Consider the following 16,227-nt stretch of genomic DNA (forward strand, 5'->3'; position numbering starts at 1 on the left):
GGCTCCATGACACACCCATCCTGGAGTAGCGGGGAAAGTCCCGCGTACCCTCGTGGTGCCCGGACAACTCGGCAGCTGCATCAGCGTAGTTGAGAAGAGTCGAGGGTAGTGGGTTGGATCAGGCGGGAAGGGGACCGATGGGAGACGGGCGCGAGGAGGCGGCGTCGTCAGACGCGGCCGAACGGCTGGCCGCGGTGTGCACGCATCTGGAGGCGATCCGTGAAGATCTGCGCGGCGGGCCGGGTGGGGACGAGGGGCCAGTAGAGGACGTGCTGACCACCGCGCGGAACGGCGGGGACGTGGCGAGCACGCTCGCCGTCCTGCATGCCGTCCTGCAAGCCGACGGCGACCCTCAGGGCCTGGACGGCTACACCGACCACGCGAGTGCCACCCGAGGTCTGCGACCTGCCGGGATCAGCAGCGCCCGGGCAGAGCTGGTGTATCTGTGCCCGGCAGGCCGGTGTGCGCGCCACTGGTGGCCCCAGGCCGCCGCCTCGGTGCCGCACTGCGCGATCAGCGGCAGCATGCTTCGCCGGGAAAGGCTGTAACCGATGGGCGGCTTCCTGGCGGAGTTGGGCAAGAAACTCGCCGAGCGATGGCTGTCCTTGCTGGTCTTGCCCGGTGCCTTCTATCTCGCCGTCGCCGCCACCGCGCACACCCTCGGCCACGCACATCCCTTCGACCTGTCCCGGCTCACCCATCAGATCACCACCTGGGCCGACCGACCGGCCACGAGCACCGCCGGCGGTCAGGTGGTGTTGCTGGCCGCGATACTGGCCGGCGCCGCCGCGGTCGGACTTGCCGCCCAAGCCCTCGGCTCCGCGGCCGAACGGCTCTGCCTGGCCGTCGACTGGCCCGCCTGGCCGACCCCACTCCGCCAGCTCGCCGCCCAGCAGACCGCGCGACGGCACAACCGGTGGAACGACACAGCCCGAACCTGGCACCACCACCGCGAGCAGAACGCCCGAGCGCGGGCCCACGGCCAACGCACCGACCCCGCCCCACGGCACGCCGCCGAACGCGCGATGAACCGCATCGCACCCGAGGACCCCAGCCGCCCCACCTGGAGCGGGGACCGCCTCAACGCCGTAGCCCTCCGGCTGGAGCGCGACCACCACCTCGACCTGGCCACCCTCTGGCCGCACCTGTGGCTCGTTCTCCCCGAGGAGATCCGCGCCCAGATCACCCTCGCCCGCCAGAACCTCACCCGCGCCACCACACTGTCCGCTTGGGCCCTGCTCTACCTCCCGCTCGCCGCCTGGTGGTGGCCCGCCGCCCTCATCACCGCGGCCCTCGCCCTCACGGGCCGGGCGCGCACGCGCACCGCCACCGACACCTACGCACTCCTCCTGGAAGCCACCGCCCGTCTCCACACCCGCGACCTCGCCGAACGCATCGGCCTCACTCCCACCGGCCCCCTCACCCCCGAAACCGGCGACACCCTCACCCATCACCTGACGCCCACCCCACCACCGCCGCCCCCCAGCGACCCGAACTTCCCCCACCGCTGACCCGCGCATGCACCCGGCCGACCCTCGGCCGGCCGGGAGTGATCACGTGGGCGCCCACGCGGAAGCGTTCGCCTGGGTGACCCTCCGACCGGGTCAGGAGACCTGGAAGGCGAACGGTCCGCGTCGGTAAATGGGTTGAGCCTCGGCGGCTGCAACGGGAGGATCGGGGAACACCGATGAGTTCTTCCCGGCGCCGTGGTCTGTCAGAGTGACCTGCCCCGAGCGGAGGACACTCACATGACGGAAGGCATCATGCTCGCACCCCACACGGCGCCCGCGCTCCCGCCCGCCCGCGTCACCGCCGTGCTGCGGATTCTCGTGCTGTCCACCTTCGTCGTCCTCCTCAACGAGACGATCATGGTCAACGCGATCCCGCGGCTCATGCGCGAGTTCGAGGTCACCGCGGCAGCCGCGGGGTGGCTGTCCACCTCCTTCATGCTCACCATGGCCGTCGTCATCCCGGTGACGGGGTGGTTCCTCCAGCGTGTGACCACGCGGACCGCCTACGGTCTCGCCATGGCGCTGTTCCTCGCCGGCACGGCTCTGGCCGCGGCCGCGCCCACCTTCTCCGTACTGCTGGCCGCCCGTGTCATCCAGGCCGGCGGCACCGCCGTCATGATGCCGCTGCTCATGACGACGCTGATGACCCTCGTGCCCCCGCACGACCGCGGCCGGGTCATGGGGAACATCACCCTTGTCATCTCCGTCGCACCCGCACTCGGCCCCGCGGCCTCCGGCGTGCTGCTGCAACTGGGGACATGGCGCCTCCTGTTCCTGGCCGTGCTGCCCATCGCCGGAGCCATGGCCCTCTTCGGTCGGCGCCAACTGGTCAACATCGGCGAGCCGCAGGCCGGCCCCATCGACTGGTTGTCCGTACCCCTGGCGGCAGTGGGCTTCGGCGCCCTCGTCTATGGCCTGAGCGGGCTCGGTGCAGAGAACTCGGCCCAGGCCCCCGTGCCCCCGGCGGTCACGACCCTGGCAGGCGGCGTGCTGGTAGGTCTGTTCGCATGGCGACAGCTGGCACTGCAGCGCACGTCCACACCGCTGCTTGACCTGCGTACGCTGACATACCGGCACTTCTCCGTGGCGCTCGGCCTGATGTGCCTGTCCTTCATGGCCCTCATGGGTGCGTTCATCCTGCTGCCGATCTACCTGCAGGAGGTGTCCGGCCTGACCTCACTGCAGACCGGGCTGCTCCTCATCCCCGGCGGCCTGACCATGGGCCTGCTCGGACCGCAGGTCGGCAAGCTCTACGACCGGCTCGGCGCAGCACGCCTCGTCGTACCCGGAGCCGTGCTCACAGCGGTCTGCCTCGCCCTGTTCGCCCTCACGAGCGAACAGACCTCGCCGTGGCTGGTGCTCGCCCTTCACGTGGCTCTGAGCGCCGGCATGGCGTTCGTGTTCACCCCCGTCTTCACGTCCGGCCTGTCCGTACTGCCGCCGCACCTCTACCCCCACGGCTCCGCCATTCTGGGCTCGCTCCAGCAGGTCGCGGCCGCTGCCGGCACCGCCCTGGTCATCAGTGTCATGTCGGGACACGCCGCCACGGCAGCAGCCGACGGTGCCGACACCACCGGTGCCCTGGCGACGGGCATCCGGTGGGGATTCGGCGTCGGCGCCGTGATCGGCGGACTGACCGTGCTGGTCGCTCTGCTGGTCCGCACCCCGCCTGCCCCGCAGCAGCCCGCTGAACCGGAGGTCCAGGACGAGGACGGCACCACGAACAAGACCGCCCGGACACCCGCCGGCTGACGTCGGTTCACCGCGGGCCGGAGCTCCGATCCTGTCCGCGGTGTCGCCTACGACCCGGAGCGGCGGAAGGGCGACGTCGGTCCCGCCGGGGACGACCGGAGACCACCCGCTTTCGGTCCGTCCTGGCGGCGTCGGAGGAGGCGGCGGCAGCCTCAGTGCCGCCGGACCCGGCTCAAAGCGGCGGCGGTGGGTCTCTTGGGCGGGCCAGGGAGGGCATCTCACCTTCAGACCGGTGAGGTGACCGCCCGGCCAAGAACCGGACCACGTTGTCGGTCTCGAACCTGGCCGGTCCTGCCCGGTCGTCGGGCATGTCCGGTACGACGTGGGCGGCGGGGGCGACCGTGCCGGCGGTGGTAGCGGTCAGGCGACGAGGCCGAGCCGTGGACCGCCCCGGTCGTGGAGCCGTCTGAAGAAGGCCAGCACGCCCGCGGAGCCGCCGGCCCAGGTGGCGGTCGACCGGGCGAGACCGGTGTCCGGAAACACGGGTCGGGACCAGGTGCCGCCGCTGCGGCTCAGGATGAGCAGGGCGACGGTCTCGGCCGCGTCCCAGAACTCCTCGGACGCGGATGCCTCCGCGACGTCCACCATCAGGTCGCCCACTCCGGCCAGTCCGCAGCACTGCGTGACCAGCGGCATCCGCGGTGCCAAGGCGACGCAGGCGCGCGCGGCCCGCTGGGCGAGGTCGAGGTATGCGGGCTCCTCGAGGCGTTCGGCGGCCCGGACGAGTACGGTCCCGATGCCGGCCAGGCCCCGGCACCACGAGCCGTAGCGGCGTGTGGCCCCCGGTTCGGCGGCCGCCGCGATGATGTCCGTTGTCACGGCGGCCAGGCGTGCGGCGGCCTTCTCGGAGCGGCTGATCGCGTCAGGGTCCCCGGTCGCGCCGCTGTACTCGAGCAGGAAGGCGGTGACGCCCGCCTCGCCGTGCGCGATGCCTTCGCGGAGAGCGGCGCTGCCGGCCGTCTCCGAACCGGTCGGGGTGAGTCGGGCGGCGCCCGACACCAGCATCCGGTCGCAGTCGGCGGCGACGGTGAGGTGCCGGTCCGCGGCGTGTCGGTCACCGGACCGGCGGGCGTGCCGGGCGAGCAGCAGCCGGCCAAGGCCGATTCCGGCGACGCCCGCGATCAGGTCCGCCTCCGGAGGTCCGCCGTCCGGTGCGCGCTCCGGTAGGGCGGGGTACTCGGACCGCGGGTCTTCATCCGTCCTCGGCCCCGAGCGCGACCCCGACTCCGCCCCTGCCTCCGCCTCCGCGAGGAAGAGTTCGACGCCGGTGCGCCCCGTGTAGAAGCCGGGTGGCAGGTTCCTGGACTGTTCCGCCGTCCACCGCGCCAACGCGGCGACGGTAGAACGTACATGGGGCCGGTGCTGATGGTGGAGGAGTTCCAGTCCGAGTCCCGAGCTGCCGCTGTAGACGTCGATCGAGGTCGGGACGTTCAGCTGCGCGGCCTGTACCGGGTCCACGATCGTCTGTGCTTCACCGACGCAGAACGAGGTCGTGTGCTCGATGATCTCGTCCAGGAGGTCGCTGTCGATCCGTGGGCTCGCGGGCCGGCATGCGGTCTTGGTCGTGCCGGTGCGCAGGCGGGCGGCGGCGGCGGTCCGTACGGCCGGGTCGAAGCTCAGGAGACCGGTGATCGACGACCGGATCTCCCGGTGGGCGCGCCCGGGAAGCGCCGATGCCAGGCAGGCCAGCGTCCGGTCCCGGTTGACCCCGTGGTCGGTGTCGACGATCACCGGGTCCATTCCGGTGGCGGCGAAGAAGAGGGTCGCGCCGAGGGCGTAGTAGTCGTCGGCGGGGGCGGCCGGTCCGGTCGCGCGCAGAACCGGCTCGCTGTATCCGGGGGTCGCCCCGCCCGGGCCGGCGCCGTCCCACTCGCTGATCCCGAAGTCGATCACGTGACAGTGGCCGGGGCCCGAGTCGTCGAGCACGACGTTGTCGGGCTTGAGATCGCGGACGACCACGTTCCCGCCGTGGATCGCGTCCAGGACGCGCAGGAGCCGGGAGGCGAGGACGGACAGGGCGCGCGCCGGCCGGGTGTCGTCGTCCCGGTAGGGGCCGTTCCGCAGAACCTCTCCGCGCAGGTCTCGGTCGCCACAGCTGCTCATCACCAGGTACTCGTCCGACTGGTGAGCGAAGTAGTCCAGTGCGCGGGGCACGCCCGTGACGCCGTCGAGCGCGGTGAGGACCATGCGCTCGTTGCGCAGCCGGTGGCGGGCGTCCGTACCGAACTCGTCCTCGCCCACGAAGGCCCTCGCCTGTTTGACCACCACCGGCCGCCCGAGAGTACGGTCGACCGCGCGGTAGACATTGCCCTGGGGCGCACGCGCGATGCCGGTGGTCACGGTGTAGCGTCCGCCGCCGAAGCCGGCCGCGGACGGCTCGTCACCGTGGCCGGAGTCGAGCGCGAAGGGGTCTTCGGCCCAGGGCGGGCACCTGTAGCGGCCGACGGCCAGGCCGTCGAAGATCCGGCCGTCCGGCCCGGTCATGACGGATTCGAGCCGCCCGCTCCGGCCGGTCCGATAGTCGCCCGTGAAAGGGCCGTAGCGGTAGTAGACCGGGGCCCCCGGGTCGACCCGCCGATCGCTGACGACCCGAGGGCCCTCCCGGCCACGCAGTACGGCGGCGAGTTCCCGGCCGACCTCGACCACGGCCCCGGACAGGGGGTAGACGGTGATCGCCTTGCCGACGGCCCCGGCGGTCGCCACCCCGGAGTTGAGGCGGCGCAGGGTCTCGGGATCACGGGCGAACTTCGCATGGCAGACGTGTCGGGCCAGGACCGGCAGGACGAGCCGGGTCATGGCATCGAGGTCGCCGGGACGCGCCGATACGTGCAGTTTCCAGCCGTGTTCCATCGCCGGCATCCGCGGATCGTTCAGATACGACCATGTGCCATCGGACCAACCGCTGCGACCGGCGATGGAAACGGCCACCGCTACGAGTTCAGGTCACAGGCGAAGCGGGTGGTGGCGGTCACCCAGGGGTCGGCGAGACACGCCGTGTGTTCGCGGTCGCTGCGGTCGTCGTCCTCGAACACGATCGCCTCGTCGTCGATCTCCAGCGGACCCGCGTCGCGAAATCCGTCGGCTTCCAGAAGATCCGGCACGGCTAAGGGCATCTGACGCCTCCATGGTTGGTCGTGCGCTGAGGAGCGGGCAATGGCCGACGCGGACCGGTGGACCCGCCGGGCCAAGGGACTTGCTGAACAAAAGTAGGGAGGGGCGAACTCGCTGACAAGAGGGCAGTTAGGACAGCTCTGGAGGACTCCCACCCTGGCACCGACCGCACGGTCTTGGAGGAACATCGTGCTCAGGCGGGCAGTGCGCGTGGTGGTTGGTGACGCGCGCCTGTGAACGGGACATGGTTCCTCCTCGGAACTGCCGGCGATCAGGGGTGGGGACGGGACAGGGGAGAGCGAACGCACCGCGCGCAGCTCTCACCCCTCGGGAGTGCTGCGCGCGGCTTCCCTGTGCCCCGGGCTTTCGCCGCCGGCTCGCTAGCCGGCGGTGGCAGGCAGGGCGACGCCCCGGTCCGCCGCCTCGGTCAGTTGCTTCCAGACCTTGGGGACGACGGGGATTCCGCCGGCTGTGCGGTCGGCGGCGGTCGCGGCGCTGCGTTCACCTGGGTAGAACACACCGTGGGAACCGTCTGCCGGGGGCAGGGTCTTGAGGGTGGACAAGGTGGCGTCCACCGACTGGATGAAGGGCTCGGTGCCGCCGAAGGCGGCGGGGTCGAGGGCGATGAGCAGGGCGTTCTGGCGGTGCTTGCGGCCCTGGGGGTTGTCGGAGTGGAAGTCGGAGAAGATCGGGGCGCCGACGAGCACGCTGGTCAGGAGTTCGAAGGCCAGGGACATGCCCGAGCCCTTGGCTCCGCCGAGCGGCAGCGGCATGGTCGCGAGCGCCGGGTCGGTGGTGGGCGTGCCGTCCTCGGTGGCGGCCGCGCCCTCGGGCAGCGGGGTGCCGCTCGCCTTGGCCTGACGGATCTTGCCGAGGGCGATGGTGGCGGTGGCCATGTCCAGGAGGAGCGGGGCGTGGTCGGTGGCGGGGACCGCGATGGCGAGCGGGCTGGTGGCGACGGCGGCGCCCTTGACGCCGGTGTAGCCCATGTTGGGCATGCCGGCGACGAAGCCGATGCCGACCAGGCCCTGTTCGGCGATCTTCGACACGTAGTAGCCGATGGCGCCGGTGTGGACGGTCCGGCGGACGCCGACGGCGGCGATGCCGGTGGTACGGGCGCGGTTCACCGCCTCCTCGGCGGCGGCGGCCGGGGTGGTGGACTCGATCGTGATCTCGGGCTTGGCGTTGGCGACGCCCTTGGCGAGGAGGTCGAGGTAGGCGGGGACGCGGGCGGTGCCATGGGAGTCGACGCCACGCTGGGCGGCCCAGACGAACACGTCGGCGGTGGTGCGGGCGTGCTCGGGGCTGAGGCCACCCGTCTCCAGGAGCGCGGCGGAGAGGGCGCACAACTCATCGGCGGAGACGAGGACCTTGCCTGGCTTGGGGGAGGTGTGTCGGTCATGGTGGTGGGGCTCCTGGGTCAGCGGGTGACGAGGACGTCGACGACGGCGGTGGTGTCGTCGGTGACGGCCTTGAGGGCCCGTTCGAGGGCGGGGGCCAGCGCGTCGGGGGTGTCGACGGTCTCGGTGTGCATGCCGAACGGTTCGGCGAAGGAGGCGAGGCGGGGCAGCCGGTGGAGGTCGGTGCCGAGCCACTCGCCGGTCTCGGCCGCCGCGCCCTCGGGGTAGAAGCGTCGGTGGTTGAGGTTCATCGACTTGTAGACGCGGTTGTTGAACACCACGATCAGGACCGGCAGGTCGTATGCCCGGGAGGCGTCGTAGGACGGGATGACCGGGTTGTAGGTGAAGGCGCCGTCGCCGACGGTGAACACCACGGGACGGTCCGGTGCGGCCAGTTTGACGCCGAGCGCGACGGCGATGCCTTGGCCGAGCCCGCCCTGCACGTAGTAGTACGAGTCGGGGGCATCGGCAACTGCGACGAGCACGTCACGATCCTCGACGGCGAGGCGGAGGTCGTCGTCGACGGCGAGGTGACCAGGCTGGAGCGGTACGACACCACGTACGTCCCCTCCCCGATACCGCACCTCTTCCGCAACGTCGGCGACACACCGCTGCGCATCCTCTGGGTCTACAGCTCGGGCCATGTGACCCGCACCTTCACGGAGACCGGCAAGACGGTCGAGCATCTGACGGCGGAGGACCAGATGGGGTGAGCCCGACAGTTCGTGGCCGCACCGATGCCGTGCGGCGGACCCGGTCCGCCTTTCTCGTACCTACCTCCCCGCATTGCTCCCTTCCCCCAGTACGTCACCGAAAGGCGGTCCTCCGTGTTCCCGACCTCTCGATCCCGAGCGGTGGCCGCCGCGGCCGCCGGCGCTGTCCTGGTGATGACGTGTGGCTGCGGTGGCGGCTCCGGATCCGGGTCCGGCGACACCGTCACGGTCACCGTCGGCTTCGTCAACGGAGCGCACTCCGACTTCCACACCTGCCTGCAGGGTGCCGTCGAGATGGCCGCCGAAGTGGCGGGTGCCGAGCTCACCACGGCGAACTCACAACAGGACCCGGCGCGGGAACTGGCCCATATCAAGGCCATGGTGTCCCAGGACGTGGACGTGCTGATCGTGCAGACGGTCGATGCGGAGAAGCTCAAGGACGGTATCGCCGTGGCCAGGGGCGCGAACGTGCCGATCTTCCTCACCTCGGTCGTGGGCGACGACACCGCCGACATCCTCGGTGCCGTGGTCGTCGACCTGAAGAAGGCCGGTCGCCTGGACGCCGGATGGGTGGGATCGGACGCCGGAGGGAGGCAGGTCGAGGTCGGGGTGATCGCCGGTGCCCCGGGTGCCGCCTCCGACCTGCTCGTCTCCGGCTTCACCGAGGCCCTGCCGCCGAACGCCAAGGTCGTGGTCAACGCGCCCGCGATGTTCGACCCCGTCAAAGCCGAGGGCGTTGCCACACGCGCGATCCGCGCTCACCCCGGACTGGACTACGTCTTCGTCGCCAACGAGGAGAGGGCCCTCGCCGCCCGAGACGCCTTCGACGCGACCGGAGCGAAGGGCGTCAAGATCGTCACGATCAACGGCACCCACAGAGGTCTGGCCGCGATCAAGGACGGTCGCGTCTCGGCCACGGTCACCAACTCGCCTTTGACGAACGGCAGGATGGCGGTCAAGAACGCACTGACCCTGCTCTCCGACGAGCCGGCCCCCAAGATCGCCACGGTCCCGCTCACCCTGGTCACACGGAAGAATCTCGACCACGCGCCCCCGTGCTGCCCTTGAGCCCTGGTGGACATGTCTGACTGGTGAGGGGTCCTGGAAGACAACTGCCTTCCAGGACCCCGGGTTCACCCCTCTAGAAGAAGCCCAGCTTCTTGGGGGAGTAGCTGACCAGCAGGTTCTTCGTCCGCTGGTGGTACAGCGGCAACACGACGCTAACCGGCGCAGAAGGCTTCCGTGGGGCTCGTAGTCGGCATTCTGGTCCGTGAACGGCCCGGATCCTGGTCGGGGCCTGCTGCAGAAAGCGGGGAACGATCCGCGGCCGAGTCGACCGAGCGCTTGCCTCCTGCTCACTCGGTGTCGCATCGGCAGGGCGTTGTGCTTGAGCTGCCTCAGGCGCTCCACCCGGTGTGATCAACAGCGCAGGACACCCGAGGGCCATACGGTCATGGGCTCCGCATCAGGACCGATCGACGTCAGCGAAGCCGGCTGGGGCAACCGCCCCTCTCCGGTGGCGATCACCAGCCGTGGCTGTTTCGCTGGAAGTGGTGGCCTCCGTACCAAAGTCCTCTCGGATTCCCTGAACGCCGACTCATCGAAAGGATGGGCGGACGATGGCAGCACTTCAATGGCGGAGACTGGTCGATCACATCCAGAGCGTTCCCGAGGGCGTGTACGAGACGAACGTGCCGGGGACCGGTTACGACAACAGGACACAGTTCGGAAGGCAGTTCGGCGAGGACGGCGAGCCGTGGTGCGTCATGTTCAACTGGGACATGTACGCCGACATCGGCCTGGACCACATCGTTCCCAAGGTCAACAACGTCTCCGTCTTCACCGAATGGGCCAGGACGCGCGATCAGTGGTCCGACTACCCCTCCATCGGGGCGTGGACGAACCTGTCCCAAGGCGGACACACCGAGGTCGTGGTCGGTTTCGACGAGACCCACGTCTACACCAAGGGCGGCAACACCGTTCCCGAGAACGCCGAAGACGCGGGCCAGGGCTACGGCGTCTACTCGCACAGTACGGAGCGGCGCAGCATGAAGGTCGTAGGTTACTTCGCCCCCGAGTTCGAGGACGGCTGTCCGCCCACCGCCGACCCCGACGATCACCGGGGCGGTACGGCCGTCGCCTCATGGCGCTGGGCCGGTCTGGTGCTGCCGCCTTCGGACATCGCGGTGACAGCTTCGGAGGTCGTGTTCGGCGCGCGGAACACCTCAGTGAGAATCGTCCAGGGCGCGCTCGCCAAGGAAGTAGGGCTTGACTACGCTGCGGCACCGGGCACGTTCGGGCCGCGTACGAAAGCGGGGGTGGCCGCCTTCCAGCGCAAGCTCGGCTTCACCGAAGGCGACGCGGACGGTGTGTTCGGGCGCTTCTCGCTCACCGAACTGGGCCGTCGGCAGCAGTTCACGGTCCGTGGGTTGAGCTTCTTCGACCGGCCTTTCCCGCCGGACGGCGAGGTCGCAGGGCACTCCGCCATCCCCCTGTCGAGCGTCACGTTCGATCACGTGCAGGACGGAAGCACCACGGCGGCGGCGAAGGATGCCTGCCGCATCCTCCGCGTACCGGAGACTCATTGGGTGCCGGGCATCCTGGTCGCCGCCCGGCGCGAGTCGTCGTACCGGTTCAACGCGGTGAATGACTGGGACAGCAACGCCACCGGGCCCAAGCAGAGCGACGGCCATCCACGCAACTGCTCCCGCGGAGTCATGCAGGTCATCCCGCCGACGTTCGCCTCGTTCCACCAGCCTGGTACCTCAAAGGTCATTTACGACGGCGTGGCCAACATCTGCGCAGCCATGAACTATGTGATGGCTCGATACGGCGTGTACCGCGACGGGACGAACCTCGCAGGCCGCGTCTGCCAGTTCGACCCCAACCGCGGACCGTGCGGCTACTGATCACGGTCCCCGAAGGGACGCCCATCATGTCCAAGGTCGTACATCTGTCGGAGCTGCACCCAGGTGCGCACAACGCCAGCGTCCTGGTGGTCCAAGAGGCCCTGGCCCAAGCGGTGGGACTCGACTTCAGCTCGGGCCCGGGTGTCTACGGTGAACGCACCAGAGATGCCTACGCCAAGTGGCAGCGGCACCTCGGTTTCTCCGGCGCGGGCGCGGACGGCCTCCCGGGAATGGAGTCGCTCAAGAAGCTCGGTGCCCGCTTCGGGTTCGAAGTCCGAGGCGAAGGGGAGTCGGGAAGGGTGGCCTCCCCGGTGCCCGGGCATCTCGTCACCTACCGTTACGGCATCCAGAATCCGCGGTACCAAGCCGGCTACCACACCGGGGACGACTATGCCTCGGCGCAGGGAACTTCGGTGGTGGCCGTCCGGGACGGCTCCATCCAGTGGTCCAACGACAACGGCGGTGCCTACGGCCACTGGGTCGGCCTCCAGGCCGGCAACGGCCGGGTGTACGTCTACTGTCACCTCTGGCAACGGGGCGTCATCACCGGCCAGCAGGTCAGGGCGGGCCAACAGCTGGGCATGGTCGGAGCGACCGGCAACGTCACCGGCCCGCACCTCCACTTCGAGGACCACCCGCCGGGCCCCTTCGTCTATGCCCGTACCCGCAAGCCGGCGTGGTGAGGCGGCCGGAGCCACCGTGCCGGGCCAGGGCTCCGGTGATGGCCCGGCCCGGATGGTGATCTCCGAGTTCGTGTGTCGGTCATCGCTGATGGCCTCGGACGGCCCATCAGCTGGAGCATCGGCTCGAACAACCGGCGTACCGCACAGTGGAGATGAAGCCGACTCGACGCGCAGGAGGTGCGGGAGCCGGTGGACCGGCCCGCACCTCACCCACCAGCGGGGACCACGCCAACCGTCCAGGCAGGGAGGACCGTCTCAGGGCGCCATCAGGCCCGGCGTCATCCCACGGTCAGGCGCCTCTTTCGCAGGCTCTAGAAGAAGCCGAGCTTCTTGGGTGAGTAGCTCACCAGCAGGTTCTTCGTCTGCTGGTGGTACACGTCTAGCGTGGCCGCTGACCAGCGGAAACGGCCACGATTCGGCCAAGCTGCAGTCCGCTGGTCCGCGTATGGCCCGGATCTTGGTCGGCGCGGAGGGGGCCTCTGATCGGTGGCCCGTGGCAGCGGCTAATTGGCACACAAACGAGGGGTGGGTCGACGGGTCGCCACGGAGCATGCCTCGATCCAACGCGCCACGAGAGAGAAAGTCGCCAGGGCTTACACGAAAATCAAGACACTCCCGCGCTTCAGCTACTCGACCAGGCCCGTGAGAAGCGTGTGGAGCTCGGCGGTGTGGTCTCGCATCTCCTCGCCAGCCGCGGGCACGGTGGTGGTCTCGAGGTGCCACGGCTCGGACGGGGGCAGCCGTCCGCTGCCCGCGCACCGAGGCCGCTGCCTGGGCCGTCGCGGCTGGTCGCGTAACGCCGCCCTTGGTCAAGCTGGCCCGATGCTTCTGTGCTTGGTTCATGGCACACCCGGGCAGCGGCCGTACGCGGGAGTGGCTGACCAGGCATGATGACGGACCTGGAGTGGCTTGATCACTGGTTGCTGCGGGCACCGGCTCTGCAGCTTGTCGGCGGGGACTGAGGCGGTGGCCTCTTCAAGGGGCATGGCCGGGTCGGTTTGGTGGGCGGTGATCAGGTTGCCGACACGGAGTGCGTACTGGCACTTGTCCTCATGGGCGTTCGCGAGGTGCAGCGCCCGGCCCACCGAGAGGAACAGTGCATCGAGCAGCTCTGGTTCCCGGCTTTCAAGAGGCTAAGTGACCAGCTCATGCCCGTCACGCTAGCGCGCGGCTCCCGGTTGCCGCGGTCCTTTCCGGCGGACGGCTACTTGCCGCGGGCGATGTCGATCTGGAGTTGCACTTCTCGGTCGACGGCCATCACGGCTTTCTCCACGAGCTCCTCGAAGGGCTCGAATGCGTCCTCGATGGCGGCATACTCGTGTACCAGCTCGTGCTTGCCAGCGGTGGACTCCAGGGGTGGCCGGCGCCGGATACCGGAACTGGCCCCGCCGGACCGCCCACATCAGCGTGCTGACGGCCCCGGAGGCCCGGGGCCGCGGACTCGCCCGCATAACGGCTTCGGCGGCGGTCGCCCACGCCCTCGCCGCCGGTCTCGTTCCGCAGTGGCGCGCGCGTCCTCCGGCCTCCCGGCGGGTCGACGCCGCACTGGGCTTCGAGGAACGGGCGTCCAGCTTTCCTTCGAGATCACCTAGGAGGTGTCGCGCCACCATCCCGGTCTGATCGACAGGCCCCCGCCAGGGGTGTCGTACCTCAGAGCCAGCCGCGGCGGCTCGCCTGGACGCCGAGCTGGAATCGGGTCCGGGCGCCGAGCACCTCCTGGAGGCGGGTGATGCGGCGGGCCACCGTCCGCTCGCTGACGCCGAGTTCACGGGCGATCGACTCGTCGGTGAAGCCGCCGGTGAGATAGGTGAGGAGCTGCCGGACCTCGGGGGTGGGAGTCGTGCCGAGTTCGTCCGCGGTCTCGGCGGCGGGCAGCGGGACGCCTATCCGCCAGAAGGACTCGAAAATGCCGGTCAGCGCCTCAAGGAGGTCCGACCGCTGGACGACGATGTGATGGCGGCGCTCCCAGTCGCTCGCAGGGGGGCACACGAGGGCGAGACGGTCGTCACAGATGGCCATGTTCAGAGGTACGTCGGGAAAGACGCGCGCTCGCTCACCGAGATCGACGGATGCCTGGACCGCTTCCCGGGCAGACCGGTCGCGCAGCACGTGGGATCCGTAGACGACCGAGCACGTGACGCCACGTGACAGCGCCTCCCGGAAGCCGGGAGCCAGGGTGTTGGGCTGTGCCGATCGGCCGGTGTAGCCGATGGTCAGGGCACGGACCCGCTCGGTGGCCTCGTCGTAGATCCGCCGGACGAGTGCGCTGCGGGCCGCCTGAGTCCGGGCGATCTCGATGTAGTCGGCTCCTCCGGCATGGTGGTCGCGCCAGAAGCGGGACAGGTCCTCGATGCCGGTGCGCAGCGCGCTGAGCTCCCTGCTGCGGCTCTCCACCACGCCTTCGAGCGCGGCGCGCGGGGGGCAGGCGACCAGCCGCGCCCCTTCCGGTTCCACCAGCCCGAGGGCGGCGAGTTCGTCGACCGCGGCGCTGATGGCCTGAGGGGTCGCGCGCAGGCTGGTCGCCAGTTCGAACGCGGCCATCGGGCCGCGCTCAACGAGGGCGAGGTAGGCGTTCTCGGCCGTTGAGCCGACGCCCACATCGCGGAGCGAATACATATACCGATTGTCACATGCACGTATCGGGGTGGATGAGTGTCCTAGGCCACAGCGCCCACACCCCTTGCGCCAGGGCAGGCGCAGCGAATGCCGCGCTCTTCGAGGGCGCGAGACCTGTCGCGTTTCTGCCATGCCGGATTCAGACAAACGCCAACCCTTCATCGGAGCACGAGGTTCCACGCAGACTCTGCCTACGGCACAGCCGACCGTCACTTCGCCTTGAGGTGACGCTCCTGCGCGTCGGCTCGCATACCTAGGAGTTTCCCCGTGAAGAAGACCCTGGCCTGGGCTGTCACCGTGGTGACCGCGGCCACCTGCACCCTCGGTACCGCTCTGCCGTCCGCGGCCGCCGACGCCCCGACGTCCGCCGCCGTCACGTCCGCGCTCACCCCCGGCGCCGCGTTCGACACCTCCCGCCTCTCCCCGGAGGCAAAGGCCCTCGTCGACCAGATCGTGGCCAAGCTGCCGGCCGACTGGCAGCAGCGCCGCGATGCCGCCGCCGCCAAGTACGGCATCCACGACACCCAGTGGGCCGGCATCCGCGACAGCGTCCTCAACCCTGCTGACTACCAGTGCCAGAACACGGCGCTCAGGGACTATCAGGCGACCCTGCTCCAGGGCGGCAACTTCGAGCTGCTCTTCTTCCTCTACTTCCTGGGCGTGTTCGACATGCCCACCTATGACGCGCTGTACTTCGGCAGCGAGTCGAAGGACAACACCTTCGGTGTCAACGGCGAGTACACCAACGAGCTGACGGCCGAGGGCAAGGACCTGAAGAAGTTCTGGGACATCTACTCCGACGACATCCAGATCGTGCCGATGCACGGCGGTGAGGTCTTCTCCTCCCCGGAACGGCTGGCCCCCATCGTGAGCCTGATGTACGGCATCCCGGAGGAGAACCACGATGCGGCGCTGGCCCTGGCCAAGCTGTTCATCTACGTGATCAACCTCGAGCCCGTCCTCCAGGGCGGCGACAACCCGTTCTTCACCCTCAACGCGTTCGCCTTCTCCGAGAAGGGCGACCCGAACCCGGCAGGCATCTCCGACCGCATCGTCATGGGTGACGGCATCCTGGAGGCCATGAAGGCCGTCGGCCTGGGCGACACCGCCCCGCGCGCCATCCTCGCCCACGAGTTCGGCCACCACGTGCAGTACGAGGACAACCTGATCGGCGCCGACGTCGGCACACCGGAGGGCAGTCGCCGCGTCGAGCTGATGGCGGACGCGTTCGGTACGTACTACCTCACGCACTCGCGCGGTGAGGCCCTCAACGCCAAGCGGGTGCTGGGCTCCGCGAAGTCCTTCTACACGGTCGGCGACTGCAGCTTCACGAGCCCCGGCCACCACGGCACGCCCAACCAGCGCTTCGCGGCCTCCTCGTGGGCCGCGAGCGTGGCCGACAACGCCGCCGACCAGGGTCACATCCTGCCCTCGCGGACGTTCGACGAGTTGTTTGAGGCGAAGCTCCCCGACATCGTGAAGCCCGACGCGACGAACTGAGTGCTGGGAACACGGGTGCGGCCCGGTGGGGG

The 16,227-nt window shown here is 69.7% G+C and carries 14 protein-coding genes; 9 read left to right on the top strand and 5 right to left on the bottom strand.

The genetic code is table 11. The features are described from left to right. Positions 1-137 precede the first annotated feature (137 nt). The 3 genes from ACFVZH_RS34680 to ACFVZH_RS34690 all read left to right on the top strand — a co-directional run bounded on the left by ACFVZH_RS34680 (position 138) and on the right by ACFVZH_RS34690 (position 3,263). Positions 138-548: a hypothetical protein gene (locus ACFVZH_RS34680; protein ID WP_384903750.1), complete on the top strand. Its 411-nt coding sequence runs from the start codon at positions 138-140 to the stop codon at positions 546-548. 3 nt (positions 549-551) lie between these two features. Then, entirely contained in the window at positions 552-1,511 is a 960-nt protein-coding gene (locus ACFVZH_RS34685; RefSeq protein ID WP_384903752.1) for a hypothetical protein, read from the top strand. A 237-nt stretch (positions 1,512-1,748) separates the two neighbouring features. Further along, a complete protein-coding gene (locus ACFVZH_RS34690) occupies positions 1,749-3,263 on the top strand; it encodes a DHA2 family efflux MFS transporter permease subunit (RefSeq protein WP_384903754.1) in 1,515 nt (504 codons plus the stop codon). Between the two features lie 360 nt (positions 3,264-3,623). Here the strand turns inward: ACFVZH_RS34690 and lanL are convergent, their stop codons facing one another. From lanL to ACFVZH_RS34710, 4 genes are all read right to left on the bottom strand, one after another. Continuing rightward, positions 3,624-6,191, bottom strand: a complete 2,568-nt coding sequence (gene lanL / locus ACFVZH_RS34695; RefSeq protein ID WP_384903756.1) for a class IV lanthionine synthetase LanL — start codon at positions 6,189-6,191, stop codon at positions 3,624-3,626. Positions 6,192-6,193: 2 nt separating this feature from the next. Next, positions 6,194-6,364 (bottom strand): SflA family class IV lanthipeptide, encoded by a 171-nt coding sequence (locus ACFVZH_RS34700; RefSeq protein ID WP_384903758.1) that lies wholly within the window; start codon positions 6,362-6,364, stop codon positions 6,194-6,196. Positions 6,365-6,754: 390 nt separating this feature from the next. Beyond that, a complete protein-coding gene (locus ACFVZH_RS34705) occupies positions 6,755-7,723 on the bottom strand; it encodes an Ldh family oxidoreductase (RefSeq protein WP_384903760.1) in 969 nt (322 codons plus the stop codon). Between the two features lie 71 nt (positions 7,724-7,794). After that, on the bottom strand, positions 7,795-8,259 hold the full coding sequence (locus tag ACFVZH_RS34710; protein ID WP_384903762.1) for a thiamine pyrophosphate-dependent enzyme: 465 nt from the start codon (positions 8,257-8,259) through the stop codon (positions 7,795-7,797). Positions 8,260-8,304: 45 nt separating this feature from the next. On the opposite strand from ACFVZH_RS34710, the gene ACFVZH_RS34715 reads away from it, so the two are divergent. The 5 genes from ACFVZH_RS34715 (at position 8,305) to ACFVZH_RS34735 (ending at position 13,699) form a co-directional block, all read left to right on the top strand. Then, complete coding sequence (locus ACFVZH_RS34715) at positions 8,305-8,487, top strand: hypothetical protein (protein ID WP_384903764.1); 183 nt, start codon at positions 8,305-8,307, stop codon at positions 8,485-8,487. Positions 8,488-8,601: 114 nt separating this feature from the next. Next, the gene (locus tag ACFVZH_RS34720; RefSeq protein WP_384903766.1) at positions 8,602-9,555 is read left to right on the top strand and encodes a sugar ABC transporter substrate-binding protein; all 954 of its coding nucleotides are present in this window, start codon (positions 8,602-8,604) and stop codon (positions 9,553-9,555) included. A 608-nt stretch (positions 9,556-10,163) separates the two neighbouring features. Then, positions 10,164-11,396 (top strand): hypothetical protein, encoded by a 1,233-nt coding sequence (locus tag ACFVZH_RS34725; RefSeq protein ID WP_384903768.1) that lies wholly within the window; start codon positions 10,164-10,166, stop codon positions 11,394-11,396. Between the two features lie 26 nt (positions 11,397-11,422). After that, positions 11,423-12,079, top strand: a complete 657-nt coding sequence (locus ACFVZH_RS34730; RefSeq protein ID WP_384903770.1) for a peptidoglycan DD-metalloendopeptidase family protein — start codon at positions 11,423-11,425, stop codon at positions 12,077-12,079. A gap of 1,293 nt (positions 12,080-13,372) precedes the next feature. Continuing rightward, on the top strand, positions 13,373-13,699 hold the full coding sequence (locus ACFVZH_RS34735) for a GNAT family N-acetyltransferase (protein ID WP_384903772.1): 327 nt from the start codon (positions 13,373-13,375) through the stop codon (positions 13,697-13,699). A 30-nt stretch (positions 13,700-13,729) separates the two neighbouring features. Here ACFVZH_RS34735 and ACFVZH_RS34740 read toward each other — a convergent pair whose 3' ends face one another. Then, positions 13,730-14,695 (bottom strand): LuxR C-terminal-related transcriptional regulator, encoded by a 966-nt coding sequence (locus ACFVZH_RS34740; RefSeq protein ID WP_384903774.1) that lies wholly within the window; start codon positions 14,693-14,695, stop codon positions 13,730-13,732. Positions 14,696-14,962: 267 nt separating this feature from the next. Here ACFVZH_RS34740 and ACFVZH_RS34745 point away from each other — a divergent pair, with 267 nt between their 5' ends. Beyond that, complete coding sequence (locus ACFVZH_RS34745) at positions 14,963-16,195, top strand: hypothetical protein (RefSeq protein WP_384903776.1); 1,233 nt, start codon at positions 14,963-14,965, stop codon at positions 16,193-16,195. Positions 16,196-16,227: the final 32 nt, after the last annotated feature.

The sequence above is a fragment of the Streptomyces sp. NPDC059534 genome (assembly GCF_042743475.1).
In the GTDB taxonomy this organism is placed as follows: domain Bacteria; phylum Actinomycetota; class Actinomycetes; order Streptomycetales; family Streptomycetaceae; genus Streptomyces.